Source organism: Kitasatospora saccharophila (genome assembly GCF_039529925.1).
GTDB classification, from domain to species: domain Bacteria; phylum Actinomycetota; class Actinomycetes; order Streptomycetales; family Streptomycetaceae; genus Kitasatospora; species Kitasatospora saccharophila.
The window spans coordinates 1-24,949 of record NZ_BAAANS010000058.1 but is presented as its reverse complement, the minus strand read 5'-3'; the positions used below and the strand labels follow the sequence as shown (position 1 = coordinate 24,949).

The 24,949-nt window shown below is 73.0% G+C and carries 21 protein-coding genes; 9 read left to right on the top strand and 12 right to left on the bottom strand.

Going from position 1 to position 24,949, the window contains the following annotated elements; genetic code table 11:
- Window positions 1-18: 18 nt before the first annotated feature.
- Genes ABD345_RS31755 through ABD345_RS31730 form a run of 6 tightly spaced genes read right to left on the bottom strand, consistent with a single transcriptional unit; the run spans window position 19 to window position 5,370 of the window.
- On the bottom strand, window positions 19-1,008 hold the full coding sequence (locus tag ABD345_RS31755; RefSeq protein WP_344557210.1) for an ABC transporter substrate-binding protein: 990 nt from the start codon (window positions 1,006-1,008) through the stop codon (window positions 19-21).
- 30 nt (window positions 1,009-1,038) lie between these two features.
- Window positions 1,039-1,791: an amino acid ABC transporter ATP-binding protein gene (locus tag ABD345_RS31750; RefSeq protein ID WP_344557241.1), complete on the bottom strand. Its 753-nt coding sequence runs from the start codon at window positions 1,789-1,791 to the stop codon at window positions 1,039-1,041.
- A 20-nt stretch (window positions 1,792-1,811) separates the two neighbouring features.
- Window positions 1,812-2,759 carry an amino acid ABC transporter permease gene (locus ABD345_RS31745; protein WP_344557206.1) on the bottom strand — a complete coding sequence of 316 codons (948 nt, stop codon included), beginning with the start codon at window positions 2,757-2,759 and terminating at the stop codon, window positions 1,812-1,814.
- A gap of 15 nt (window positions 2,760-2,774) precedes the next feature.
- Window positions 2,775-3,701, bottom strand: coding sequence for an ABC transporter substrate-binding protein (locus ABD345_RS31740; RefSeq protein ID WP_344557204.1), 927 nt, complete (start codon window positions 3,699-3,701; stop codon window positions 2,775-2,777).
- Window positions 3,698-4,246, bottom strand: coding sequence for a GNAT family N-acetyltransferase (locus ABD345_RS31735; protein WP_344557202.1), 549 nt, complete (start codon window positions 4,244-4,246; stop codon window positions 3,698-3,700). Before ABD345_RS31735 ends, ABD345_RS31740 begins: the two co-directional genes overlap by 4 nt.
- A complete protein-coding gene (locus ABD345_RS31730) occupies window positions 4,243-5,370 on the bottom strand; it encodes an LLM class flavin-dependent oxidoreductase (protein ID WP_344557200.1) in 1,128 nt (375 codons plus the stop codon). Before ABD345_RS31730 ends, ABD345_RS31735 begins: the two co-directional genes overlap by 4 nt.
- A gap of 584 nt (window positions 5,371-5,954) precedes the next feature.
- On the opposite strand from ABD345_RS31730, the gene ABD345_RS31725 reads away from it, so the two are divergent.
- The 3 genes from ABD345_RS31725 to ABD345_RS31715 all read left to right on the top strand — a co-directional run bounded on the left by ABD345_RS31725 (window position 5,955) and on the right by ABD345_RS31715 (window position 11,196).
- On the top strand, window positions 5,955-6,959 hold the full coding sequence (locus ABD345_RS31725) for an amino acid ABC transporter permease (protein WP_344557198.1): 1,005 nt from the start codon (window positions 5,955-5,957) through the stop codon (window positions 6,957-6,959).
- A gap of 5 nt (window positions 6,960-6,964) precedes the next feature.
- Window positions 6,965-8,851 carry an FAD/NAD(P)-binding protein gene (locus tag ABD345_RS31720; RefSeq protein WP_344557197.1) on the top strand — a complete coding sequence of 629 codons (1,887 nt, stop codon included), beginning with the start codon at window positions 6,965-6,967 and terminating at the stop codon, window positions 8,849-8,851.
- Window positions 8,852-8,922: 71 nt separating this feature from the next.
- Complete coding sequence (locus ABD345_RS31715; protein WP_344557196.1) at window positions 8,923-11,196, top strand: FdhF/YdeP family oxidoreductase; 2,274 nt, start codon at window positions 8,923-8,925, stop codon at window positions 11,194-11,196.
- Between the two features lie 116 nt (window positions 11,197-11,312).
- Here the strand turns inward: ABD345_RS31715 and ABD345_RS31710 are convergent, their stop codons facing one another.
- Entirely contained in the window at window positions 11,313-12,872 is a 1,560-nt protein-coding gene (locus ABD345_RS31710; protein WP_344557194.1) for a C40 family peptidase, read from the bottom strand.
- A 300-nt stretch (window positions 12,873-13,172) separates the two neighbouring features.
- Here ABD345_RS31710 and ABD345_RS31705 point away from each other — a divergent pair, with 300 nt between their 5' ends.
- Both ABD345_RS31705 and ABD345_RS31700 read left to right on the top strand, forming a co-directional pair.
- A complete protein-coding gene (locus ABD345_RS31705; RefSeq protein WP_344557192.1) occupies window positions 13,173-14,330 on the top strand; it encodes an inorganic phosphate transporter in 1,158 nt (385 codons plus the stop codon).
- 14 nt (window positions 14,331-14,344) lie between these two features.
- Window positions 14,345-14,572 (top strand): hypothetical protein, encoded by a 228-nt coding sequence (locus tag ABD345_RS31700; RefSeq protein ID WP_344557190.1) that lies wholly within the window; start codon window positions 14,345-14,347, stop codon window positions 14,570-14,572.
- Window positions 14,573-14,684: 112 nt separating this feature from the next.
- On the opposite strand, the gene ABD345_RS31695 is transcribed toward ABD345_RS31700, so the two are convergent.
- Window positions 14,685-16,235: an MDR family MFS transporter gene (locus ABD345_RS31695; protein WP_486327094.1), complete on the bottom strand. Its 1,551-nt coding sequence runs from the start codon at window positions 16,233-16,235 to the stop codon at window positions 14,685-14,687.
- 144 nt (window positions 16,236-16,379) lie between these two features.
- Entirely contained in the window at window positions 16,380-16,844 is a 465-nt protein-coding gene (locus ABD345_RS31690; protein ID WP_344557186.1) for a MarR family winged helix-turn-helix transcriptional regulator, read from the bottom strand.
- Window positions 16,845-16,958: 114 nt separating this feature from the next.
- Here ABD345_RS31690 and ABD345_RS31685 point away from each other — a divergent pair, with 114 nt between their 5' ends.
- Window positions 16,959-18,002 (top strand): ABC-2 transporter permease, encoded by a 1,044-nt coding sequence (locus ABD345_RS31685; RefSeq protein ID WP_344557184.1) that lies wholly within the window; start codon window positions 16,959-16,961, stop codon window positions 18,000-18,002.
- Between the two features lie 22 nt (window positions 18,003-18,024).
- Here ABD345_RS31685 and ABD345_RS31680 read toward each other — a convergent pair whose 3' ends face one another.
- The 3 genes from ABD345_RS31680 to ABD345_RS31670 all read right to left on the bottom strand — a co-directional run bounded on the left by ABD345_RS31680 (window position 18,025) and on the right by ABD345_RS31670 (window position 21,993).
- A complete protein-coding gene (locus ABD345_RS31680; RefSeq protein ID WP_344557183.1) occupies window positions 18,025-18,552 on the bottom strand; it encodes a GtrA family protein in 528 nt (175 codons plus the stop codon).
- An 80-nt stretch (window positions 18,553-18,632) separates the two neighbouring features.
- The gene (lon, locus tag ABD345_RS31675; protein ID WP_344557181.1) at window positions 18,633-21,026 is read right to left on the bottom strand and encodes an endopeptidase La; all 2,394 of its coding nucleotides are present in this window, start codon (window positions 21,024-21,026) and stop codon (window positions 18,633-18,635) included.
- 250 nt (window positions 21,027-21,276) lie between these two features.
- The gene (locus ABD345_RS31670) at window positions 21,277-21,993 is read right to left on the bottom strand and encodes a rhomboid-like protein (RefSeq protein WP_344557179.1); all 717 of its coding nucleotides are present in this window, start codon (window positions 21,991-21,993) and stop codon (window positions 21,277-21,279) included.
- A 309-nt stretch (window positions 21,994-22,302) separates the two neighbouring features.
- On the opposite strand from ABD345_RS31670, the gene ABD345_RS31665 reads away from it, so the two are divergent.
- The 3 genes from ABD345_RS31665 to ABD345_RS31655 all read left to right on the top strand — a co-directional run.
- Window positions 22,303-23,028: a response regulator transcription factor gene (locus ABD345_RS31665; protein ID WP_033212075.1), complete on the top strand. Its 726-nt coding sequence runs from the start codon at window positions 22,303-22,305 to the stop codon at window positions 23,026-23,028.
- A 106-nt stretch (window positions 23,029-23,134) separates the two neighbouring features.
- Window positions 23,135-24,307, top strand: a complete 1,173-nt coding sequence (locus ABD345_RS31660; protein ID WP_344557177.1) for a HAMP domain-containing sensor histidine kinase — start codon at window positions 23,135-23,137, stop codon at window positions 24,305-24,307.
- Window positions 24,308-24,608: 301 nt separating this feature from the next.
- On the top strand, window positions 24,609-24,949 hold a 341-nt coding region (locus ABD345_RS31655), incomplete at its 3' end, for a 2-oxoglutarate dehydrogenase E1 subunit family protein (protein ID WP_344557175.1).

The following is a 24,949-nucleotide window of genomic DNA, read 5'->3' as shown; positions in this document are numbered from 1 at the left end:
GAGCGCGCCGGGGAGGCGTCAGCTGTTGGTCTTGGGCAGGCCGGGCGGGTTGATCTCGGAGGTCTGCACGGCCTCGTTGTCCAGGCCCCAGCGCTTGAGGACCTGGGCGTAGGTGCCGTTCTTGATGGTCTCGTTGATCGCCGCGTTGAGCGCGTTGACCAGGCCGTTGTCCTTCTTGGTGGTGGCGGCGATCTTGCCGAGGACGGTGTCGCCGGCGCCGGAGTAGGTGCCGATCACCTCGGTCTCGCCGGTCTGCGCGGAGTGGAAGGCGGCGGCCGGGTTGGGGCCGAGCCAGGCGTCGATCCGGCCGGAGCCGAGGGCCAGGTAGTAGTCGGAGGCGTTCTGGTAGTACTTCACGTCGACCGGCTTGAGGCCGTTCTTGACGTCCTGGTCGCTCCAGGCCAGCAGCAGCTTCTCCTGGTTGGTGCCGGAGGAGACGCCGATGGTGTGCCCGGCGACGTCGGCCGGGCCGGTGACCTTCCAGCTGCCGCCCTTCTTGGCCTCGAAGCCGAGGATGTCGAGCCGGTAGGTGGCGAAGTCGTACTTCTCCTTGCGGGCCTCGGTGACGGTGACGTTGGTGATGCCGACGTCGTACTTGCCGCTGTCCAGGCCGACGAAGACGTTCTCCCAGGAGACCGGGTTGACCTCGATCTTCAGGCCGAGCACGTCGGCGATCAGGTGCGCCAGGTCGGGCTCGGTGCCGATGACGGTCTTGTCGTCGGTGGCGTAGAAGCCCAGTGGCGGGACGGTGCCGACGCTCGCCGCGACCTGGAGGGTGCCTCTTCGGCGGATCTCCTCGGGGAGGAGGGCGGCGATCGAGTCGACCTTGGGAGTGGTGATCCGGTTCTGGTCGGGCGTCAGGTTGATCTTCACGCCGTTGGGCGCGGTGCCCTCCTTCTTGCCCTTGAGGTCGGCGGAGGCGTTGTTCGAGGAGCCGCAGGAGGTGAGCAGCAGGGTGGCGGCGAGGACGGCGGCGGCCGAGGCGATGGTGCGGCGGTTCACGGACATGGGGGCGACTCCTTTGTCAGGAAGGGGATTTCAGAGGACCTTGGCGAGGAAGGCGCGGGTGCGTTCGTGCTGCGGGTCGTCCAGCACCTGGGCCGGCGGGCCCTGTTCGACCACCACGCCGCCGTCCATGAACACCACCGTGTCGGCGACCTCGCGGGCGAAGCCGATCTCGTGGGTGACCACGATCATGGTGGTGCCGGTGCGGGCCAGGTCCTTGATCACGTCGAGCACCTCGCCGACCAGTTCGGGGTCGAGCGCGGAGGTCGGCTCGTCGAACAGCAGCACCTTGGGCTCCAGGGCGAGCGCCCGGGCGATGGCGACCCGCTGCTGCTGGCCGCCGGAGAGCCGGCGCGGGTACTCGGCGGCCTTGTCGGCGAGGCCGACCCGCTCCAGCAGTTCCAGCGCCCGGGCCCGGGCCTGCTCCTTGGGCACGCCGAGCGCGCCGACCGGGGCCTCCACCAGGTTCTCCAGCACGGTCAGGTGCGGGAACAGGTTGAAGTTCTGGAACACGAAGCCGAGCCGGGTGCGCTGCTTGAGCACCTCGCGCTCGGGCAGTTCGCGCAGCTTGTCGCCGACCCGCCGGTAGCCGATCAGTTCGCCGTCCACCCGGACGTACCCCTGGTCGAGCTTCTCCAGGTGGTTGACCGCCCGCAGCAGGGTGGACTTGCCGGAGCCGGACGGGCCGAGCACCACGGTGACGGTGCCGGGGCGGACGTCGAGGTCGATGCCGCGCAGCACCTCCAGCCGCCCGAACCGCTTGTGCACGCCGCGTACTTCGACCATGGCCGTGGCGCCGTCGCCGCTCATGCCCGCTTCTCCTTGATCTCGGTGACGGTGGCGCGCAGCCGCTGCCAGGGGGTGGGCGGCGCGTGGCGTTCGCTGCCGCGGGCGAAGTAGCGCTCGACGTAGTACTGGACGAGCGAGAGGGCGGTGGTCAGCAGCACGTACCAGACGGTGGCGACCATCAGCAGCGGCACCACCCGGCCGGTGCGGCCGTAGATCACCTGGACCTGGTAGAAGAGCTCGCCGATCGCCATCACGTAGACGATCGAGGTGCCCTTGAACAGCGAGATCACCTCGTTGGCGGCGTTCGGCAGGATGCCGCGCATGGCCTGCGGCAGCACGATCCGCCAGGCCTGCCGGAACTTCGGGATGCCGAGCGCGGCGGCGGCTTCGAGCTGTCCGGCGTCCACCGCGAGCACCCCGCCGCGGATGATCTCGGCGGCGTACGCGGCCTGGTGCAGGGCGAGGCCGAGGACGGCCGCGCCGAGGGCGCCGAGCAGGTCCATGGTGCCGAAGGAGGCGAAGGTCGGGCCGAACGGGATCCCGATCCCGATCCGCTTGTACAGGTAGGCCAGGTTGAACCAGAACACCAGCTGCACGATCAGCGGGATCGAGCGGAACGCCCACACGTACGTCCAGGCGATGGTGCGCAGGATCGGGCTGCCGGACAGCCGCAGCGCGGCGATCACCGCGCCCAGCGCGAAGCCCAGGACGGTTCCGTAGGCGGTGAGTTGGAGGGTGACGCCGACCGCGCGCAGGATGCTGTCGGAGAACACGAAGGCGCGGAAGGTCGGCCAGTCCCAGCCGGGGTTGACGGCCAGTCCGTGCAGGAACTGGGCGGCCAGCACCAGCGCGGCCAGGCCGGCCACCAGCCGCCACGGCCTGCGGTGCGGGACGATCGTCAGCCCCTCGACGGAGTCGGCGGGTTGTCGGAGCGGTAGGGCCTGTTCGGGGGTCACGGCGGTCATCGGGGGCTCCCGGGATCAGCTGTGCTCGGGCGGGTTGATCTTGGACTCGGTGATCGCCGAGTCGGTGGTGCCCCACTTGGCCAGGATCTTCTGGTACGTGCCGTCCTTGATCAGCTCGTTGACGGCGGCCTGGAAGGCGGGGGTGAGCGTCGAGCCCTTCTTGAACGCGAAACCGACGTCGAGCCGGTGGTACTCGCCGAGGAAGCGGGTCTTCGAGGCCGGCTGGTTCGCCTGGTAGCGCAGGCCGTTGATGGTGGACATCACCACGTCCAGCCGGCCCTGCTGGAGGCCGGTGATCACGGCGGCGTTCTCGGAGAAGGACTTCACCTCGTACGGCTTCTTGCCGTTCTGGGCGCAGACGTCCTTCTTGGCGTTCAGGGTGGCCTCGAAGGTGGTGCCCGCGCCGGTGCCGACGGTCAGGCCGCACAGCTGGGACAGGTCGGTCACGCTGGTCAGCGCGGTGTTGTCGGCGCGCACCGCGAAGCCCTGGCCGTCGTCGATGTAGGTGACGAAGTCGACGGTCTTCAGCCGGGCCTCGGTGACGCCGAAGTTGCCGGTGCCGACGTCGTACTTGCCGCTGCCGAGCGCGGGCAGGATGGTCTCGAACGCGGCGTCCTCGCGCTGCACGGTGATCCCGAGCACCTTGGCGACGCCGTTGACCAGGTCGACGTCCAGGCCGGCGACCTGCTTCTGGCCCTCCGGGTAGTACGCCGCGGGCGCGGCTCCGACCGAACCGCCGAGCTTGATGCTGCCGGCGGACTTCACGTCGGCGGGCAGCAGCGCGGCGGCCGCCTCGTTCTTCTGCACGCCGGACAGCACGTCCTGGCTCGGCTGGACGCCGACCGGTGCGGCCTTGGGGCCGGTCGCCGGGTCGGAACCGCAGCCCGCCAGCGCCAGGGCGGCGACGGAAGCCAGGGCGACGGCGGGGAGGTGGCGCTTCATCTGGAGGGTGCCTTTCCGGCCGCCGCGGCGGCCAGGTCTTGCGGGTGGGACGGACGGGGATGGGACGGACGGGGGTGGGGCAGGTCCTTCTCGAACGGCAGCGGCCGGTCCTGCGGCGGCGCGTCGGGGTCGAACAGCGGGGTGTAGCCGGCCGCCAGGTAGAGGCCCTTGGCCTCGGGCTGGCGGGGCCCGGTGGTGAGGAAGACCCGCCGGTAGCCGGCCTCCCGGGCGGCGGTCTCCAGTTCGGCCAGGACCCGCCGGCCGAGGCCCTGCCGGCGGTGCCCGGCGGCGGTCCACATCCGCTTCACCTCGGCGGTGCGCTCCTCGTGGTGGCGGCGGTAGGCGCCGCCGGCCACCGGCTCGCCCTCGCGCAGCAGCAGGAGCAGCAGGCCGTCCGGCGGGGTGAACTCCTCGGCGCCGTACCGGGCCATCTCCTCGTGCCCGCCGGGGCCGTAGCGGGTGACGTACTCGTGGGTGAGTTCGCGGACCAGCGGCTCGGTGAGGGGGTCGCCGAGGGCGGCCCGCACCACGGTCAGGGCGCTCATCCGGCTGCGGCGTCCCCGACCCGGGCCGCCTTGGCGGCGTCGCGCTTGGCGACCTCCTCGCGGACGATCGGGATGACGTGCCGGCCGAAGTCGATGGCGTCGTCGACGTGGTCGTAGCCGCGGGCGGAGAGGATGTCCACGCCGAGGTCGTAGTAGTCGAGCAGCGCCTGGGCGACCGTCTCGGGGGTGCCGACCAGGGCGTTGGAGTTGCCCGAGCCGCCGATGGCGGCGGCGGTCGGGGTCCACAGCGCGCGGTCGTAGCGCTCGCCGGCCTCGGCGATCTCCAGCAGCCGCTGCGAGCCGGAGTTCTCCGGCGCGTTGCCGTTGCTGAACCGGCGGCGGACCTGGGGGCTGGACTCCCGGTGGGCCTTGATCGCGGCGACCGTGCGGTGCGCCTTCTCCCAGGCGAGTTCCTCGGTGGGCGCGATGATCGGCCGGAAGGCGACCTGGATCCGCGGGGTGTCGGTGCGCCCGGCGGCCCGGGCGGCGGCCTTCACCAGCTCGATCTGCTCGGCGGTGCGGGCCAGCGGCTCGCCCCACAGCGCGTAGATGTCGGCCTCGGCGCCGCCGGCCGCGAACGCGGCGGGCGAGGAGCCGCCGAAGGAGACGTCCGGCCGGGGCTGCTGGACCGGGAAGACGCTGGAGACGAAGTCGTTGAAGCGGTAGTACTCGCCCTCGTGGTCGAAGGGCTCGCGGCTGGTCCAGGCCTTCTTGACGATGCCGATGTACTCGCGGGTGCGGTCGTAGCGGCGGTCCTTGGGCAGGAAGTCGCCCTCGCGCTGCTGCTCGTGGTCGTTTCCGCCGGTGATGAAGTGCACGGTGAGCCGGCCGTCGCTGATCCGGTCCAGGGTGGCGAAGGTCTTGGCGGCGAAGGTCGGGTACGAGACGTTCGGCCGGTGCGCGAGCAGGATCTGCAGCCGGTCCAGCTTGGCGGCGAGGTACGCGGCGGCGGCGGCGGGTTCGGGCGCTCCGGCGCTGTAGGCGAACAGCACCCGGTCCCAGCCGTGGTCCTCGTGGGCGCGGGCCAGGCGCAGCGTGTAGTCGCGGTCGAAGGCGTGGGTGGTGCGGGCGGTGGTTTCCGAACCGTCGCCGGTGGCGGCGATTCCGAGGAACTCGACGGGCATGGCGGAGCCTCTTCCAGTGGTGCGGGGCCGGGTCCGGGCGTGCCGGAGGAAGCCTCGGCAGGCGGGTGCGGACGGCGGCGGCGGGTGGGGAGGACGGGCGCGGGCGCGTGACGGGGCGCCGGCTCAGGAGCGAGCGGGAGGTGCTGGGGGAGGCGGCAGCGTACGCCTGTCGATCCGTCCGGACGGACGGTGTCCCGGCCCGCAACAGGGGCGACCGAGGGAGGACTCCCGGAGGGAGGAAGGGCCGGTCAGGCGGCCCGCTGCCGGGTCAGCCGCGACACGCTGCGGACCACACCCGACCGAAGTCGATGTGGCCTCGCGTCACGAGGGCGGGCTGCTCGGCTGTCATGTCGAACAGTTGAGCAGTGCCGCCGACGGCCCGTCAACCTTTCCGGCCGGTACGAAACACCGACGTCACACCCGCGTCCTTGACAGCCTCCAGTCGCTCACGCGTACGATCGAATCGGAGCGAGAACTGCCCGGGCCCGGCCGAACTGCCGCCAGGCCCAGCCGCGTTGAGGGACGCGGTCGCGTGAGTGACGGCATGCGGAGACCGCCTGCCCCGCCGCCCGTTGGAGCCCTCCATGGCCTCGCCCGCCGTCCCGTCCACCAGCCCCCGCTCCGCCCCGCCACCCACCCCCGGGGCCCCGGCCGAGGCGTCCGCCGCCGCCGGCCCCACCGCCCTGGCGACGCTGCCGATCGTGCCCCGCCACCGCCCCGGGCGGTACGTGAGCGGCGGCCTGGCGCTGCTCGCCACCGCCCTCGTGGTGCGCTCGCTGATCGGGAACAAGGCCTTCGAGTGGTCGGTGGTCGGCACCTACCTGACCGCCCCGTCGATCCTGCGCGGCCTGCTGCTGACGCTCTGGCTGACCGGCGCGGTGACCGCCCTCGGCTTCGCCCTGGGCACCGCGCTGGCGGCGGCCAGGCTCTCGGACAACCCGGTGCTGCAGAGCCTGAGTTGGGGCTTCGTGTGGATCTTCCGGGCCACCCCGCTGCTGGTCCAGCTGCTGATCTGGTTCAACATCGGGGCGCTGTACCCGACGCTGTCGCTGCCCCTGCCGTTCGGCGGCGAGCTGTTCGCGGTGAAGACGGTCAACCTGCTCGGCCCGGTGCTCACCGCCCTGATCGGCCTGACCCTGCACGAGGCCGCGTTCGCCGCCGAGGTGGTGCGCTCCGGCCTCCTGTCGGTCGACCAGGGCCAACTGGAGGCGGCCGCCTCGCTCGGCCTGAACCGCGGCCGGGTGCTGCGCCGGATCGTGCTGCCGCAGGCGATGCGGGCGATCCTGCCGCCCGCCGGGAACATGCTGATCGGCACCCTCAAGGGCACCTCGATCATCAGCGTGCTGGCCGTCCACGACCTGCTGTTCTCCGCCCAGTTGATCTACAACCAGACCTACCGGGTGATCCCGCTGCTGATGGTGGTCACCCTCTGGTACATCGCGGTGACCAGCGTGCTGTCCGTCGGCCAGTACTACCTGGAGCGGCACTTCGCCCGCGGCGCCACCCGCGCCGGGCTGCCGCCGACGCCCTGGCAGCGGTTCCGGACCCTGCTGGGCCGGCTCCCGTCGCGACGCCCGGCCGGGCGGTGAGCGCGGTGCCCGTACTGGTCGTGATCGGGGCCGGGCCGCGCGGCACCGGCCTGCTGGAGCGGATCGCCGCCAACGCGCCCGAACTGCTGGGCCCCGGCGTCGAGTTGGACGTCCACCTGGTCGACCCGCACCCGCCCGGCGGCGGCCGGATCTGGCGGCACGCGCAGTCCCCGCTGCTGCGGATGAACTCGATGGCCGAGGACGTCACCATGTTCACCGACGAGCGCACCACCATGGACGGCCCGGTCCGCCCCGGCCCCTCGCTCGCCGAGTGGGCCGCCGACCCGGCCGCCCACCCCCCGTACCAGCCGGTCGAGGACCCGGAGGTGGCCGCGGAACTGCACGCCCTGGCCCCCACCGACTTCCCCACCCGGCGCGCCCAGAGCGGCTACCTGGACTGGGTGCTGCGCCGGTCCGTGGGCGAACTCCCGGACAACGTACGGCTGTTCGTCCACCAGGACACCGCCCGCCGGATCACCGGCGACCCGGAGGGGCCGCAGCGCGTCCACCTCTCCGACACCGTGCTGCTCGCCGACCGGGTGGTGCTCGCCCTCGGCCACCTGGACTCCGCGCCCGGCCCCGACACCGCCGAACCGCGCGAGTTCGCCGAACGGCACGGCCGCAGCTACCTGCCGCCCGCGTTCACCGCCGACTCCGACCTGTCCGGCCTGGCCCCCGGCGAGCACGTGGTCGTCCGCGGCCTCGGCCTGGCCTTCGTCGACCTGGTCGCGCTGCTCACCGAGGGCCGCGGCGGCCGCTTCACCCCGAAGCCCGGCGGCGGCCTGCGCTACCACCCCTCCGGCCGCGAACCCGTGCTGCACGCGGGCTCCCGGCGCGGCGTCCCGTACCACGCCAAGACCGGCTACCGGCTCCAGGGGCCGCCCCCGCCGCTGCCCCGCTACTTCGGCCCCGACCTCGAACTCCCGGACGGGCACATCGAGTTCAAGCGCGACCTGTGGCCCGCCATCGCCAAGGAACTCGGCTTCGCCTACTACCACGAGCTGTTCCACGGCCACCCCGAACGCACCACCCTGCCCTGGGCGGAGTTCCTGGCCGGCTACGACCCGCTCCCCTGGGACGCTCCCGAGCGCGCCGCCCTGGTCGCCGCCGCCGTCCCCGACCCCGAGGACCGGCTCGACCTGGACCGCCTGGACCGCCCGCTCGCCGGCCTGCGGGTCGGCAGCCCCGCCGAACTCCAGGAGCACCTGCGCTCCCACCTGCGCGCCGACCTGGCCCGCCGCTCCGACCTGCGGCACAGCGCCGACCTCGGCGCCTTCTACGCCCTGCTCTCGGTCTACGGCACCCTCATCCGCCTGCTGCCGCTGCACCCGCTCACCGCCCGCTCCACCGCCGCCGAACTCGACGGCTGGTGGCAGGGCTTCTTCTCCTTCTACGCCTCCGGCCCGCCCGGCTTCCGGCTGGAGCAGCTGCTCGCCCTCTCCGACGCCGGACTGCTGCACTTCCTCGGCCCCGACCTGCGGGTCGACCTCGACGAGGAGCACGGCACCTTCCGCGCCTCCTCCCCCGCCCTGCCCGGCCACCACGTCCACGGCACCGCCCTGGTCGACGCCTTCCTCCCCCGGCACGCCCTGGACCGCACCAACGACCCGCTGCTGCGCCAACTCCTGCGCGACGGCCGGATCGACGAGGAACTGCTGGCCGACCCGGACGGCCACACCTACCGCTCCGGCCTGATCCGCACCGACCCCGACGCCCGCGTCCTCGACCCCGCCCTCGGCGGCCGCCCGCACCCGCGCCGCACCGCCCTCGGCGCCCCCACCACCACCCGCGCCCCGGCCGCCTTCGCCCGCCCGGGCACCGACGCCCCGTCCTTCCGGCAGAACGACGCCGTCGCCCGCCGCCTGCTCGTCGAACTCCAGAAGGAGGACTGACCGCCGCCGCACGACACGTCCACCCGCACCGGATACGCTCCGAGGACCCCGAGTCCTCCGGAGAGCCCGCCATGGCCAAGCAGCCCCCGCCCCGCGACCCCGCCCAGGACGCGCCGCACGTCGCGCCCCCGGCCCACGCCGCCGCCGGCCTGCCCGCGATCGGGCACACCCTGCGGATGGCGTCCGAGCAGATGTCGCCGGGCCGGGTGCTGGCCACCCTGCGCCGGGTCAACCAGCCCGGCGGCTTCGACTGCCCCGGCTGCGCCTGGCCCGAGCCGGACAAGCCGCACCTGGCCGAGTTCTGCGAGAACGGCGCCAAGGCCGTCGCCGAGGAGGCCACCGAACGCCGGATCACCCCGGCCTTCTTCGCCGAGCACCCGGTGGCCGCCCTCGCCGAGCGCTCCGGCTACTGGCTCGGCCAGCAGGGCCGGCTCACCACCCCGATGCTGCTGGACGAGGGCGCCACCCACTACGCGCCGATCGGCTGGGACGACGCCTTCGCGCTGATCGCCGAGGAGCTGACCGCGCTCGACTCCCCGAACGAGGCCGCCTTCTACACCTCCGGCCGCACCTCCAACGAGGCCGCCTTCGCGTACCAGCTGTTCGCCCGCCGGCTCGGCACCAACAACCTGCCGGACTGCTCCAACATGTGCCACGAGTCCTCGGGTTCGGCACTCACCGAGACGCTCGGCGTCGGCAAGGGCAGCGTCTCGCTCAAGGACCTGTACCAGGCCGACCTGATCGTCGTCGCCGGTCAGAACCCGGGCACCAACCACCCCCGGATGCTCTCCGCCCTGGAGCGCGCCAAGCGGGCCGGCGCGAAGATCGTCAGCGTCAACCCGCTGCCCGAGGCCGGGCTCGAACGCTTCAAGAACCCGCAGACCCCGCGCGGCCTGGTCGGCGGCGGGACCAGGCTCACCGACCTGTTCCTGCAGATCCGGCTCGGCGGCGACCTCGCCCTGTTCCGCGCCCTCAACCACCTGCTGCTCACCACCCCGGGCGCCGTCGACGAAGCCTTCGTCGCCGAACACTGCGCCGGCTACCCGGAGTTCGCCGCCCAGGCCGCCGAACTCGACCGGGAGGCCGTGCTGCGCGCCACCGGCCTGCCCTGGGAGCAGATCGAGGAGCTGCACCGCCTGGTGCTCGGCTCGCGGAAGGTCATCGTCTGCTGGGCGATGGGCCTCACCCAGCACAAGCACTCCGTCCCCACCATCCGCGAGGTGGTCAACTTCCTGCTGCTGCGCGGCAACGTGGGCCGCCCCGGCGCCGGGGTATGCCCCGTCCGCGGGCACAGCAACGTGCAGGGCGACCGCACCATGGGCATCTTCGAACGCCCCTCCGCGGCCTTCCTGGACGCCCTCGGCAAGGAGTTCGCCTTCGAGCCGCCGCGCGCGCCCGGCCACGACACCGTGGACACCATCCGGGCGATGCGCGACGGCCGGGTCAAGGTGTTCTTCGCGATGGGCGGCAACTTCGTCTCCGCCAGCCCCGACACCGGGGCCACCGAGGCCGCGATGCGCCGCTGCCGGCTCACCGTGCACGTCTCCACCAAGCTCAACCGCTCGCACGTGGTCACCGGCGCCCGCGCGCTGATCCTGCCCACCCTCGGCCGCACCGACCGCGACCTGACCGCCGCCGGACCGCAGTTCGTCAGCGTCGAGGACTCCATGGGCATGGTGCACTCCTCCCGCGGCGGCCTGCGCCCGCCCGCGCCCGACCTGCTCTCCGAGGTCGCCGTCGTCGCCCGCCTCGCCCGCGCCGCCCTCGGCCCCCAGGACCCCACCCCCTGGGAGGAGTTCGCCCTCGACTACGACCGGATCCGCGACCGGATCGCCCGGGTCGTCCCCGGCTTCGACGACTACAACACCAGGGTCCGCCGCCCCGGCGGCTTCGCCCTCCCGCACGCCCCGCGCGACAGCCGCACCTTCCCCACCGCCACCGGGAAGGCCAACTTCACCGTCAACCCGCTGACCGCCCCCGAGGTCCCCGCGGGCCGCCTGCTGCTCCAGACGCTCCGCTCGCACGACCAGTACAACACCACCGTCTACGGCCTGGACGACCGCTACCGGGGCATCACCGGCGGCCGCCGCGTGGTCCTGGTCAACCCCGCCGACGCCGCCGAACTCGGCCTCGCCGAAGGGCAGTTCGTCGACCTGGTGAGCGAGTGGACCGACGGCACCGAACGCCGCGCCCCGCACTTCCGGGTGGTCCACTACCCCGTCGCCCGCGGCGGCGCGGCCGCCTACTACCCGGAGACCAACGTCCTGGTCCCGCTGGACTCCACGGCCGACATCAGCAACACCCCGACCTCGAAGTCCGTCCTGATCCGCTTCGAACCCGAGTAGCCCGACCAGGGAGCCGCCCCCGGGGCCCCGCCGTGCGAGGGCCCCGCCAGGGGCCCGGGGAACGGCGGGGCCGTGGCTGCCGCCGTCGCGCGCCGCCGTTCCCGGCCGCCCGCGCCTCAGCCCGCCGACCGGCTCCCCGACGGCGTCGCCGAGTCGTCCCCGCTCGGCGACCCCGACCCGCTGGGCGTCCCGCTCGAACTCGCCAGGCCCGAAGCCGAAGCCGGAGCCGAACCCGAGTCGCTCGGCGCGGCGGAGGCCGAACCCGACCCCGAAGGCGACCCCGAGCCGCTCGGCGACCCCGAGCCGCTCGGAGAACCGGACCCGCTCGGCGACCCCGACCCGCTGGGAGAACCGGACCCGCTCGGCGACCCCGACCCCGACCCCGAAGGCGTCGCGGACGCACTCGGCTCGCCCGGCACGGTGGGCGTCGGCGACGCCGCGGGCGGTGTCGGGAGCGTGGACGGCTTGGCCGGCTGGATCTTCACCGCGCCCAGCTCGACGTCCGGCACCTTCCACTCGCCGCCCGCGTCGTCCGCCGCGTCGTCCCCGTCCGGGCGCACCGCGCCCAGGATCGGCATGGCGCCGACCTGCGAGACCTTCACCACGTCCCCGGTGTGCGGGGCCTGGACGATCAGGCCGCCGCCGATGTACATGCCGATGTGCGTCGCGCCGCCGAAGTAGACGATCAGGTCGCCCGGCCGGATCTGGTTCAGCGGCACGTGCTTGAGCTGCGCCCACTGCTCCTGGCTGGTGCGCGGGATCGGCACCCCGGCGTGCAGCCAGGCCTGCGAGGTGAGGCCGGAGCAGTCGAACACGTCCGGTCCGGCGCCGCCCCACACGTAGTCCTTGCCGAGCTGCTGGAGCGCCCAGGCGACCGCCTTGCGGCCCGCCGCCGACGGCGTCCGCTCGCCCTTGCCGAGCGCCCCGGAGGCGAGGAAGGCGAGTTGGGCCTCGCTGGCCTGCTGCTTCTCCAGTTCGGCCAGTTCGTCGCGCTGGGCGCCGGTGAGCGAGCCGACCAGCTGCTCGACCTCGGCCAGCTTGGCGGCCACGTCGTTCTTGGCCTTCTCCTGGTCGGCGGCCAGCGTCTTCGACTCGGCGACCGCCTGCTGGGCGGCGGTGCGCAGCGCGTCGAGGGTGTCCCGGTCGGCCTTGAGCCGGTCCAGGAACTCCTTCTGCGAGTGCCCGGCGGAGCGCAGGAGTTCGGCGATCACCACGGCCTCGTACGGGTTGTCGGCCATCAGCAGCTCGGCGTACCCGGAGATCTGGTTGTTGCGGTACTGCGCGGCGGCGAGCTGCGAGGCCAGGTCCGTCCCGGCGTCGACGGCGGCCTGCTGCCGTTCGGCCCGCGAGTCGAGGTCCTCGACGGTGGTCTGCTGCTCGGCGAGCGCGGCGACGGTGCCGTTGTACGTCTCGGTGGCGGTCTCGGCCTGCTGGTAGAGGTCGTGCAGCTGGTCGAGCAGCGGCCCGAGGGTGCGCTTGGCGTCGGCCAGCGGGTCGGTTCCGGGGGCGACCGTCGGGGCGGCGACCGTCGGGACGCCCGGCTCGGGCACCGCGTACGCGGCCGAGCCGAGGAAGGGCAGGGTGAGCGCGGCGGCGGCGAGCACCGCCCCGCAGCGCAGCGCGGCGCGCACCCACGGTCGCAGGCCGGTCGATTCGGTCCGCTGTCCAGCCCCCATCGGCCGGCCCTCCCCTGATTGTCCGTCGGCGATCGGACCGATCCTGCCACGGGAACCCCTGCTCGCGGCAGGTGCTTTCGGGACCGCCGGGTGAATTCTCATCCGGCCCGACGTGTGAGAACGGTCTCACGGCGGGACGCGGGCGCCCGGCCGCCCTCCACGGAAACCGGCCCCGCCGGTAACTCCCCCGCCACGAACGGAACCACTACTCCGCTCCCAGTTAACCTCCCGTTCACCATCCCTCCCTACCTTCGCCAAGGACAGCAACGTCAGTCCGACCACTACGACGATTGTTTGGGTATGGAACACATCACGTTCCTGGTGGCCGTTGTGATCATCACGGCGCTCGCCTTCGACTTCACCAACGGCTTCCACGACACCGCCAACGCGATGGCCACCTCCATCGCGACCGGCGCACTCAAGCCCAAGGTCGCCGTCGCGATCGCGGCGGTGCTGAACTTCGCCGGTGCCTTCCTCTCCGTGAAGGTCGCCACCACCATCTCGGGCGGCCTCGTCAACGAGAAGGCCGGACTGCAGCCCTCGATCATCTTCGCCGCCCTGGTCGGCGCGATCCTGTGGAACCTGCTGACCTGGCTCAAGGGCCTGCCCTCGTCCTCCTCGCACGCCCTGTACGGCGGCCTGATCGGCGCCACCGTGGTCGGCGTCGGCCTGCACGGCGTGAACTTCACCACCGTGGTCTCCAAGATCCTGATCCCGGCGGTCGCCTCGCCGGTCATCGCGGGCGTGGCCTCCTGGGGCGCCACCAAGCTGGCCTACCTGATCACCCGGGGCGCCCCGAAGGCGGGCACCGAGAAGGGCTTCCGCCGAGGCCAGGTCTTCTCGTCCTCGCTGATCTCGCTCGCGCACGGCACCAACGACGCGCAGAAGACCATGGGCATCATCACGCTGACCCTGATCTCGGCCGGCGCGCTGGACAAGGGCGACGGCCCGCCGGTCTGGGTGATCGTCAGCGCCGGTCTGGCCATCGCGCTCGGCACCTACATGGGCGGCTGGCGGATCATCCGCTCGATGGGCTCCGGCCTGGCCGACATCCGGCCGCCGCAGGGCTTCGCCTCGGAGACCGCGGCCGCCACGGTGATCCTGACCTCCTCGCACATGGGCTACGGCCTGTCCACCACCCAGGTCTGCTCCGGCGGCATCATGGGCGCGGGCCTGGGCGGCCCGTCCGGCAAGCTGCGCTGGGGCATGGTCCGCCGGATGGCCTACACCTGGGGCCTGACCCTGCCGGCCGCCGCCGTGGTCTCCGGCGCGGCCGCGCTGGTCGCCGACCGCGGCAACTGGGGCGTGGCCCTGGTGGGCCTGGCGCTGGTGGCGGGCGCCGGTTCGATGTGGCTGGTCTCGCGCCGCCAGCCGGTGCACGCGGACAACGTCAACGGCGAGGCGCAGCCCGCCGTCGAACTGCCCGCCGTCCCCGCCCCGACCACCCTCGCGGCCTGAGAGGAACCCCCGCCATGAACATCAAGTGGGCCGCACTGGCCGAGACCACGGGCGTCAGCCTGCTCGTCACCCTCGGCGTGGTCGTCGTCTTCGCGCTCGGCAACCTCGCCCTGTCCCGCCGGGAGGCCGCCGTCACGGCGGGCACCGGCAAGGGCGTCCCCGCCCTGGTCGCCGCGGGCGTCTGCTTCGCGGCCTGCGCGGCCGTGGTGCTGTACGGCATCTCGCTGATCGCCGCGAAGTAACCCCCGCGCACCACGGATCCGCGCACCACGCGGCACGCAGGACGCACGACGAAGGGCCCCCGCCACGCCGGCGGGGGCCCTTCTCGCATGTCGTCGGCGGACGGCCGCCGGGTCAGTCGGCGACCAGCTCCGCGGCCTTGGCCCCGGCCTCGGCGGGGGCGGCCGGGCGCTCATCGTTGGAGGTGCGCAGCGGCACCTCGCGGATGAACAGCACCAGCAGGAAGCCCACCACCGCGAACGGCGCGGCGATCAGGAAGACCGTGCCCACGCCGTGCCCGAAGGCGTCGGTGACCAGCGGGACGACCTGCGCGGGCAGCTTCTTGAGGTCCGGGATGCCGTCGCCGCCCGCGCCGGAGGCGGGGATGCCGGCCTTGGCGAAGTTCTCCGCCGTGTAGCTGGCGACCTTGTGGCCGAGCAGCGCGCCGAGCGCGGAGACGCCCATCGCGCCGCCCATGGTGCGGAAGAAGGTGACGGTGGAGCTGGCGGCGCCGAGCTCGTTGCGCGGCACCGTGTTCTGCACCGCGAGCACCAGGTTCTGGCTGGTCAGGCCGAGGCCGATGCCGGCCAGCAGCATGTAGAGGGCGAGCAGCCCGTACGCGGTGTCGGCCCGGGCGGTGCCCATCAGGCCGAGGCCGGCGGCGAGCAGCACGGTGCCGGCGACCAGGAAGCCCTTCCACTTGCCGTACTTGGTGATCAGCTTGCCGGCCACCGTGGAGGAGACCGCCAGGCCGAAGATCATCGGCAGGGTGAGCAGGCCGGCCTGGGTGGGGGTCTTCTCCTTGGCGAGCTGGAAGTACTGGCCGAGGAAGGTGGTGGTGCCGTACATGCCGACGCCGACGAAGGCGCTGGCGACCGCGGCGAGGGTGACGGTGCGGTGGCGGAACAGGTCGAGCGGGATCAGCGGCTCGGTGGCGCGCTTCTCGACCAGCACGAACAGGCCGGCCAGTGCCAGGCCGCCGATCACCATGACGGCGGTCTGCCAGGAGACCCAGTCGTAGTTCTTGCCGGCCAGCGAGATCCAGATCATCAGCAGGCAGACCGAGGCGGTGACCAGCGTCGCGCCCAGGTAGTCGATCTTGGGCTTGCGGGCGGGGGCCTCGGGGAGCTTGAGGGTGCGCTGCAGCACCAGGATCGCGATCAGCGCGAACGGGACGCCGACGTAGAAGCACCAGCGCCAGCCGAGCCAGGAGGTGTCCACGATGACGCCGCCGATCAGCGGGCCGCCGATGGTGGCGAGCGCGAAGACCGCGCCGAAGTAGCCGCTGTAGCGGCCGCGCTCGCGCGGCGGGACCATCGCGGCCAGGCAGATCTGGCCGAGCGCGATCACGCCGCCCGCGCCGATGCCCTGCAGCACCCGGCAGAAGATCAGCATGCCGATGCTCTGCGACAGGCCGGCCAGCGCCGAGGCCAGCACGTAGATCACCATGGCGATCTGGACCAGCAGCTTCTTGCTGACCAGGTCGGAGAGCTTGCCCCAGAGCGGGGTGGCGGCGGTGATCGACAGCAGGGCGGCGGTGACCACCCAGGTGTAGGCGGACTCACCGCCGTGCAGGTCGGTGAGGATCCGCGGCAGGGCGTTGGAGACCACCGTGGAGGAGAGCACGGCCACGAACAGGCCGAGCAGCAGGCCCGAGAGGGCTTCGAGTACTTGACGGTGGGACATCCGGTCCTGCGGGGGTGCGGGGAGGGTCGACGACATGCGGTTCCTTCGACTAAAAATTCGTTGCCTCAAGCAACTATACGTGGATAGTTGACTAAGGCAACTTTCTTCAAGCCCAGGTAAAGAAACCCTCCCGACGCGGCGCCCTCAGACCCCCTCGGTCAGCTCGTTGAACCGCTCCAGCAGCCGGGCGAACTGCTCCAGCTCGACCAGCTCCCACCCGGCCAGCGACTCCCGGAACCGCGCCATCCGCTCCTCCCGGGCCGCCGCGAACCGCCGCTCGCCCTCCTCGGTCAGCGACACCAGCGAGGCCCGCCGGTCCAGCGGGTCGGTCTCCCGGCGCAGCAGCCCCAGCTCCTCGATCGCCCGGATCTGCCGGCTCACGGTGGCCTTGCCCACCCCGAAGTGCAGCCCGACGTCGGTCACCCGGGCCCGCCCGGACTCCCGGATGAACCCGAGCAGCACGTACGCCCCGGCCTCCAGCTCGGGGTGCACCAGCCGGGAGATCTCGGCCGCCCGCGCCCGGCTGCGCCTGAACAGCGTCGCCACCTCCCGCTCGACCGCGAGAAACGCCAGTTCGGCGGGGTTCGGCCCGTCCAGGGGGTCACTCATGGCGGACAGTATCGCGCAGCCCGCGCCTCCCCCGGCACCCGACCGCTTCATGGTACGAAGTAACGATTTGGACGTTTTCCCCGCCTTTGCCCCCGTTGAAGGAGACGCCTCACCATGGCCCACCAGGCAGAATCCGGAAAGGGCTTCCTCGGCGACCTCCGGGACGCGGTCACCCCGCGCGCCTTCTTCCTGGTCGTCGCCGTCCTACTGCTCCAGCTCGGCTTCATCACCTCGTACGTGGGCGCCCTGCACCACCCGGCGCCGCACGAGCTGTCCATCGCCGTGGTCGCCCCGGCGGAGGCCGCGCCCAAGCTGGTCGGCGCGCTGGAGTCCGTCCCGGACGACGCGGTGCGCGCCTCCGTCCTGCCGGACGGGGACACCGCCCGGGCCCGGATCAAGGACCAGAAGATCTACGCGGCCTGGGTGGTCGACCCGACCGGCACCGAGGACGCGCTGCTGGTGGCCGGCGCCCGCGGCCCGGCCGCCGCCACCGCCGCGGAGGGCATCGTCGGCAAGCTGGCCGCGAGCCAGGGCCGGACGATCGTGGTGGACGACACCGTCCCGCTGGCCAAGGGCGACGCCGAGGGGCTGTCCGCCTTCTACCTGGTGGTCGGCTGGTGCGTGGGCGGCTACCTGGTCGCCTCGATCCTCGGCATCAGCGCCGGTTCCCGCCCGGCGAACACCGCCCGGGCGGTGCTGCGGCTCGGCACCCTGGCGCTGTACTCGGTCGCGGCGGGCCTGGGCGGCGCGCTGATCATCGGACCGATCCTGCACGCGCTGCCCGGCTCGATCGCCGCGCTCACCGGCCTGGGCACCCTGGTGGTGTTCTCGGTCGGCGCCGTCACCATGGCCCTGGAGTGCCTGTTCGACGTGGTCGGCATCGGCCTGGCGGTGCTGCTCTTCGTGGTGCTGGGCAACCCCAGCGCGGGCGGCGTCTTCCCGCCGCCGCTGCTGCCCGCGTTCTGGCGGGCGATCGGCGAGTGGATCCCGAACGGGGCCGGCACCTCGGCGGCCCGCTCGATCGCCTACCTGGACTCCACCAACCTCACCGTGCCGTTCCTGGTGCTGGCGGCCTGGGCGGTGGTCGGCGTCGCGGTGACCTTCCTCGCGGTGGCCCGGGCCCCGCGCTTCGGCCGCCCCGTCCCCGCGGAGACGTGAGCGGCCGAAGGGGCTCGCGGGGTCAGACCCGCTCGGGCTCCCGGCCCGGCTCCTGGCCCTGGGTGATCCGGTCCGAGAACTGGGTGAACACGAAGCGGTTCATCGCCCAGTAGCGGAACACCATCGCCACCAGGGTGCCCACGATGATGCCGCTGGCGAAGTCGGCGATCTCCTGGGTCATGTGGCTCACGTCCGGCTCGCGCAGGTCGAACACGTACCGCGAGGCCACCAGCGGCAGGTCGTTCACGCCCACCGCCAGGGCGCTCACCACGAAGAACCCGGCGGCCTCGCGCTTGCGCCCGGCCGCACGGAACGACCACTGGCGGTTCATCACGTACGAGACCAGCGTGGTGATCACGGTCGCGATGGTGAGCGCCATGACCGGCTTGCTCTCCAGCACGGACATCTTCAGGGCGAAGTTGATGATCATGGTGAGGACGAAGCACGTTCCTCCCACCACGAGGAACTTCACCAGCTTGCGGTGCTTGACCAGGAACGGGCGGTAGCGCTCCGGGATGGCGGTCAGCGCGCGCTGCGTAGGGGACGGCATGCGGGAAGTGTCCCACGGGCTCGTTTCGGCAACCACCAGGGGCCTCGGAAGTACGCGCACTCCCGGGGCCCCCGGCCGGATCAGGCCGCCGCGACCAGCAGTTCCGCCGGTTCCAGCGCCAGCGCCAGCACCTCCCGGACGTCCGAGACCGGGTGCACCGACAGGCGCTCCAGCACCTCGGCGGGGACGTCGTCCAGGTCCGCCTCGTTGCGCTTGGGGATGATCACCGTGGTGACCCCGGCCCGGTCGGCGGCCAGCAGCTTCTGCTTCACCCCGCCGATCGGCAGCACCCGGCCGGTCAGCGACACCTCACCGGTCATCGCCACGTCGGTGCGCACCTTGCGGCCGGACAGCAGCGAGGCCAGCGCCGTGGTCATGGTGATGCCCGCGCTCGGGCCGTCCTTCGGCACCGCGCCGGCCGGCACGTGCAGGTGGATGCCCCGCTCGCGCAGCCCGGTCACCGGCAGCTCCAGCTCGGCGCCGCGCGAGCGCAGGTAGGAGAGCGCGATGTGCGCCGACTCCTTCATCACGTCGCCCAGCTGACCGGTCAGGGTCAGCCCGGTCGAGCCGGTCTCGGCGTCCGCCAGCGACGCCTCGATGTAGAGGACGTCGCCGCCGGCGCCGGTGACCGCCAGGCCGGTGGCCACGCCGGGCACCGCGGTGCGCCGCTCGGCCGGCTCCTGCGCCGCCTCCGGCACGTGGTGCGGGCGGCCCAGCAGGGCCCGCAGGTCGTCCGCGCCGATCGCGGCGGGCAGCTCGCGCTCGCCCAGCTCGCTCTGCGCGGCGACCTTGCGCAGGATCCGCGCGATCGACCGCTCCAGGTTCCGGACGCCCGCCTCCCGGGTGTACTCGGCGGCCAGCCTGCGCAGCGCCGCCTCGTCCACCGTCAGCTCGTCCCCGCCCAGGCCCGCCTTGGCGAGCTGGCGCGGCAGCAGGTGGTCGCGGGCGATGGCGACCTTCTCGTCCTCGGTGTAGCCGTCCAGGCGGACCAGGTCCATCCGGTCCAGCAGCGGCTCCGGGATGGCCTCCAGCACGTTGGCGGTGGCCAGGAACACCACGTCCGAGAGGTCGAGCTCGACCTCCAGGTAGTGGTCCCGGAAGGTGTGGTTCTGCGCCGGGTCGAGCACCTCCAGCAGGGCTGCCGCCGGGTCGCCCCGGTAGTCCGAGCCGACCTTGTCGATCTCGTCCAGCAGCACCACCGGGTTCATCGTCCCGGCCTCCTTGACCGCCCGGACGATCCGGCCGGGGATCGAGCCCACGTACGTCCTGCGGTGGCCGCGGATCTCCGCCTCGTCCCGCACGCCGCCGAGCGCGACCCGGACGAACGACCGGCCCATCGCCTTCGCGACCGACTCGCCGAGCGAGGTCTTGCCCACCCCGGGCGGCCCGACCAGCGCCAGCACCGCTCCCCCACGACGCCCGCCGATCTGGCCCAGGCCCTGGTCGGCCCGGCGCTTGCGGACCGCCAGGTACTCGACGATCCGGTCCTTCACGTCCGCCAGCCCGGTGTGGTCCGCGTCCAGCACGGCGCGGGCCCCGGCGATGTCGTACGCGTCCTCCGAGCGCTCGTTCCAGGGCAGCTCCAGGACGGTGTCCAGCCAGGTGCGGATCCACGAGCCCTCGGGCGACTGGTCGCTGGCGCGCTCCAGCTTGTCGACCTCCTTGAGCGCCGCCTCGCGCACCATCGTAGGCAGCGCGGCCGCCTCGACCCGGGCCCGGTAGTCCTCCTCCTCCGTGTCGGCCTCGCCGTTCAGCTCGGCCAGCTCCTTGCGCACCGCCTCCAGCTGGCGGCGCAGCAGGAACTCCTTCTGCTGCTTGGCCACGCCCTCCTCGACGTCCTTGCGGATGGTGTCGTTGACCTCCTCCTCCGCGAGGTGGTCGCGCAGCAGGCCCAGCGCGTACTCCAGCCGGGCCGGGCGGTCCGCCTCCAGCAGCACCTTCAGCTTCTGCTCGGCGGTCGCGAACGGCGCGTACCCGATGTTGTCGGCCAGCTCGCCGACGTCCTCGATCGCGGCCACCCGGTCGACGATCTGCCAGGCCCCGCGACGGCGCAGCCACTGCGTGGACAGCGCCTTGTACTCCCTGACCAGCTCGGCCGACCGCCCCGCCACCGGCAGCCCCTGGTCCGACTCCTTGAACGGCGTGGTCTCCACCCACAGCGCGGCCCCCGGCCCGGTCGTCCCCGCACCGATCCGCACCCGCCGGACGGCCCGCACCAGCGCCGCCGGGTCCCCGTCCGCCAGCCGCCCCACCTGCTCGACCGTCGCCAGCGCCCCCACCGCCGCGTACGACCCGTCCAGCCGCGGCACCAGCAGCACCTGCGGCTTCCCCCCTGCGCTCCCGGCCCGGGCCGCCTCCACGGCCGCCCGCACCTCGGGATTCGAAAGTTCCAGCGGAACCACCATGCCGGGGAGCACCACCTCGTCATCGAGCGGCAGCACAGGCAGAGTGAGCGGAACGGACGTCGATGCCATGATCTCTCCCCAGTCAGTGAAGTTGAGCTGACCTGACTAAGGTCTGGCACCCCCCGATTGTTCCCCACCCCCCGTTCGCTCCCGGAGAACACACCCCGCCCCCGAAGCAGACGCGCCCCAGAGAACCCGGCGCCGCGTCAGGGGCGCGGGGAACTGCGCGGGGCGGAAGGAGCACGCCGGAAAGATCGCGGCACGAACAGCAGCCCGCCCCACCCCGCGAACCCCGCGAAAGCCCTCCGCGCCGACCCGGCTACCCCTCCGCCGGCGCGACCTTCGACCGGCCGCGCACGCGGCCGCGCGCCCGGGCCCCGACCGCCCGCCAGGGCCGCCGGGGGCCGCCGCCGCGAATGAGCGGCCAGAGCGCGACCCCCACCGCCAGCGCCGCCGGGTGTCCGACCGAGGTGACCAGGTCGGGGTCGGTCGCCACCTGGTGCGCGATCAGCGCGAGCCCGGCCCCCAGCGCGACCTTCCGCCCGGCGGGGCCGAGCAGTCCGGCGAGCGCGCCGAGCGAGGCGAGCACCCCGTACGAGACGCCGATGTCCATCGCGTCCAGCAGTCCGGCCTCGGCGTGGTCGGTGGCGACCGCGGCGACCACGACGGTCTGCGAGAGCAGCGTCGCGGCGACGTGTCCGGCGCCGAAGACGCCGAGGGCACGAAGTCCGCCGACGCGTCGTTCCAGGGGTGCGACGGTGAGGGCGAAGGCCCAGAAGTACGGCATCCAGACCGGCCCGGCGACCCACAGGCCGCTGCCGACGAGGGAGAGCGCGGGGTGGGCGAGCAGGTTGTGCGCGTCGGTGGAGGAGAGGGCCTGGAGCCGGTGCACGGTCTCCGGGTCGCCGAAGCGGGCGTAGAGGGTGGTGCCGAGCAGCAGTCCGAGGTAACCGAGCGCGAACGGGTTGGCCCGCGGGGTGGGCACGGCCCGCAGTCCGGGCCTGAGCAGTCGTCGTCGCAGTTCCGCGCTGGTCATGGTGCCTCCCGAACGCCTCGTCGGGCCCACCATACGGGGGGCGGGTGAGAGGTGTCTGAGGAACTTCTGTGAAGGGCTCCACCCGGGCGCGCTCCGGTCGCACACGTACCGTTACAGCTCGCAAGTGCTGCGGGTAAGGTACTGGCCCGTGCCCGTCCGAACGGGGACCTGCCAAGCCTGATGCGTCCGCCGGCGGGGCACACCCACGACGGAACAGCACGACGGAAACAAGACGACTACGAGCGGAGCCCGCCGTCCCCGGACGGTCGGCCCGCGAGCCCTGGGGGCGGTGGCGTGACCGTGACAGAGATGCAGCAAGAGACGATCAGCAGTGGACCGGTGGGCACCCAGCGACGGGTGCTCGTCGTGGAGGACGAGCCCACCATCGCGGAGTCGATCGCGGCGCGGCTGGGTGCCGAGGGCTTCAAGGTGGCGGTGGCCCACGACGGGCCGGGCGCGGTGGACGGGTTCCACACCTGGCAGCCGGACCTGGTGGTGCTGGACATCATGCTGCCGGGCTTCGACGGCCTGGAGGTGTGCCGCCGGATCCAGGCGCAGCGCCCGGTGCCGGTGCTGATGCTGACCGCGCGGGACGACGAGACGGACCTGCTGGTGGGCCTGGGCGTCGGCGCGGACGACTACATGACCAAGCCGTTCTCGATGCGCGAGCTGGCCGCCCGGGTGAACGTGCTGCTGCGCCGGGTGGAGCGCGCCCAGCAGGCGGCCCGCACGCCGGCCCTGGGCAGCCTGCGGTTCGGCGAGCTGGAGATCGACCACGTGCAGCGCCGGGTCCGGCTGGGCAGCGGCGACGTGCACCTGACGCCGACCGAGTTCGACCTGCTGGCCTGCCTGGCGGCGCAGCCGCGCGCGGTGCTGACCCGCGAGCAGCTGCTGGCCGAGGTGTGGGACTGGACCGACGCGTCCGGCACCCGCACGGTGGACAGCCACGTGAAGGCGCTGCGCCGGAAGATCGGCGCGAGCTGGATCCGCACGGTGCACGGCGTCGGCTACGCGCTGGAGGCCCCGCTGTCCTGACCGGTGGCCGCCGGTCCGGGCCCGCCCGGGCCCCGCGCGGCGGCCCGACCCCCTCTACCGGTACCCCACCGGGACCGAGTCGCCGAGGACGAGTCGCAGGGACACCATGACCTTTCCGCAGCAACGCAACGGGGAAGCCGAGCCGGCCCCGCCCCGGCCCCCGCTCGCCCGTCCCCCGCTCGCCCGTCCCCCGCTGGTGGTGCGCGCCGCGCGCCGGGTGTGGGCGGACGTCCGCCCGTTCGACCCGGTCCGCTCGATCAAGGGCAAGCTGGCCCTGCTGGTGGTCGTCTCGGTGGTGCTGGCCACCGGGATGGTGGTGGTGGCGATCCGGTCGGAGACCCAGATCCGGATCATCATGATCTTCTCGCTGATCGCCTCGCTGCTGTTCATGCAGTTCCTGGCGAACGGCCTGACCGCGCCGCTGCGCGACATGACGGCGGCGGCCCGGTCGATGGCGGAGGGCGACTACAGCGGCCGGGTCGAGGTCTCCTCGCGGGACGAGATCGGCGAGCTGGCCGACACCTTCAACCGGATGGCGGGCGACCTGGAGGCCGCCGACCGGCACCGCCGCGAGCTGATCGCCAACGTCTCGCACGAGCTGCGCACCCCGATCGCGGCGCTGCGCGGCCTGCTGGAGAACGTGGTGGACGGCGTGGTGAAGCCGGACCCGAAGAACCTGGGCACCGCGCTGGAGCAGACCGAGCGCCTGGGCCGGCTGGTCACCCACCTGCTGGACCTGTCGAAGCTGGACGACGGCGTCGTCCCGCTGGACTCCCGCCCGTTCCGGGTGGGCCCGTTCCTGGACGGGGTGCTGCGCGGGGTGACGGTGGACGGCGCGACGGCCGGCGGCGCGTACGACCGGCGCGGGGACGTGCGGCTGGCGCTGGACGTGCGGCCGCCGGAGCTGGCGGCGGTGGCGGACGCGGAGCGGCTGCACCAGGTGGTGGCCAACCTGGTGGACAACGCCTGCAAGCACTCGCCGGCCGGCGGCACCGTGACGGTGCGGGCCCGGGCGGCGGAGGGCGGCGGGCTGCTGCTGGAGGTGGAGGACCAGGGACCGGGGATCCCGGCGGAGGACCGCGAGCGGGTCTTCGAGCGGTTCGGCCGCAGCGGTTCGCCGACCGCGCTGGGGCCGGGCAGCGACGGCGGCACCGGGCTGGGGCTGGCGATCGCGCGCTGGGCGGTGGACCTGCACGGCGGCCGGATCCGGGTGGCCGAGGCGGCGACGGGCTGCCGGATCGAGGTCACCCTTCCGGGTGAGACGCCGGTCCCGGCCTGAGACTGTGGCGAAATCGGTACGAACCGGGGCCGGGCCGCTCGGGCCCGGTGTCCGTCCGGGGTCGCCAAGTGGTCCAGACCACTGGTTCGTCCGATTTCATGCCGGTATGACCACGACCGATCTGGGGGCGAGTTCCCCGATTTCCGGCATTCCTAACGCATGGATCCGGCCAAAAACCGGCCCGGCAATGTGATCTGGGCGACGCCTGACCACCGGGGACTGCGCGATCACTGGTCGGAGGCGTAGCCTTAATCCCCGCTGTCCACCATCCCAAAAGGAAGCGGAAGAGGGCGGTTGCCCCGTGTCGCCACACCAAGAAACCCCCAGCTCGGCAAGTTCCACTGGCTTCGGCCCCAATGAGTGGCTCGTCGACGAGATCTACCAGCAGTACCTCCAGGACCCGGCCTCGGTCGACCGTGCCTGGTGGGACTTTTTCGCCGACTACAAGCCCGGTACCGAGGTGACTCCAGTGACCCAGGCCGCAACTCCGGTCGGCGCCCAGCCGACCCCCGTTGCCGCTCCCGTTGCCGCAGCTCCGGCCGCGCCCGCCGCCCCCGCGCCCGTCGCGCCGGCGACCGCGCAGCCGGTGGCCGCCGCCCCCGCGCCGCTCCGCCGCCGGCTCCACCAGCACCTCGCCCGAAG

Coding starts and splice junctions, on each gene's coding strand:
- ABD345_RS31755 (WP_344557210.1), bottom strand. CDS start 1,008: ATGTCCGTGAACCGCCGCACCATCGCCTCGGCCGCCGCCGTCCTCGCC.
- ABD345_RS31750 (WP_344557241.1), bottom strand. CDS start 1,791: ATGGTCGAAGTACGCGGCGTGCACAAGCGGTTCGGGCGGCTGGAGGTG.
- ABD345_RS31745 (WP_344557206.1), bottom strand. CDS start 2,759: ATGACCGCCGTGACCCCCGAACAGGCCCTACCGCTCCGACAACCCGCC.
- ABD345_RS31740 (WP_344557204.1), bottom strand. CDS start 3,701: ATGAAGCGCCACCTCCCCGCCGTCGCCCTGGCTTCCGTCGCCGCCCTG.
- ABD345_RS31735 (WP_344557202.1), bottom strand. CDS start 4,246: ATGAGCGCCCTGACCGTGGTGCGGGCCGCCCTCGGCGACCCCCTCACC.
- ABD345_RS31730 (WP_344557200.1), bottom strand. CDS start 5,370: ATGCCCGTCGAGTTCCTCGGAATCGCCGCCACCGGCGACGGTTCGGAA.
- ABD345_RS31725 (WP_344557198.1), top strand. CDS start 5,955: ATGGCCTCGCCCGCCGTCCCGTCCACCAGCCCCCGCTCCGCCCCGCCA.
- ABD345_RS31715 (WP_344557196.1), top strand. CDS start 8,923: ATGGCCAAGCAGCCCCCGCCCCGCGACCCCGCCCAGGACGCGCCGCAC.
- ABD345_RS31710 (WP_344557194.1), bottom strand. CDS start 12,872: ATGGGGGCTGGACAGCGGACCGAATCGACCGGCCTGCGACCGTGGGTG.
- ABD345_RS31705 (WP_344557192.1), top strand. CDS start 13,173: ATGGAACACATCACGTTCCTGGTGGCCGTTGTGATCATCACGGCGCTC.
- ABD345_RS31700 (WP_344557190.1), top strand. CDS start 14,345: ATGAACATCAAGTGGGCCGCACTGGCCGAGACCACGGGCGTCAGCCTG.
- ABD345_RS31695 (WP_486327094.1), bottom strand. CDS start 16,235: ATGTCCCACCGTCAAGTACTCGAAGCCCTCTCGGGCCTGCTGCTCGGC.
- ABD345_RS31690 (WP_344557186.1), bottom strand. CDS start 16,844: ATGAGTGACCCCCTGGACGGGCCGAACCCCGCCGAACTGGCGTTTCTC.
- ABD345_RS31685 (WP_344557184.1), top strand. CDS start 16,959: ATGGCCCACCAGGCAGAATCCGGAAAGGGCTTCCTCGGCGACCTCCGG.
- ABD345_RS31680 (WP_344557183.1), bottom strand. CDS start 18,552: ATGCCGTCCCCTACGCAGCGCGCGCTGACCGCCATCCCGGAGCGCTAC.
- lon (WP_344557181.1), bottom strand. CDS start 21,026: ATGGCATCGACGTCCGTTCCGCTCACTCTGCCTGTGCTGCCGCTCGAT.
- ABD345_RS31670 (WP_344557179.1), bottom strand. CDS start 21,993: ATGACCAGCGCGGAACTGCGACGACGACTGCTCAGGCCCGGACTGCGG.
- ABD345_RS31665 (WP_033212075.1), top strand. CDS start 22,303: ATGCAGCAAGAGACGATCAGCAGTGGACCGGTGGGCACCCAGCGACGG.
- ABD345_RS31660 (WP_344557177.1), top strand. CDS start 23,135: ATGACCTTTCCGCAGCAACGCAACGGGGAAGCCGAGCCGGCCCCGCCC.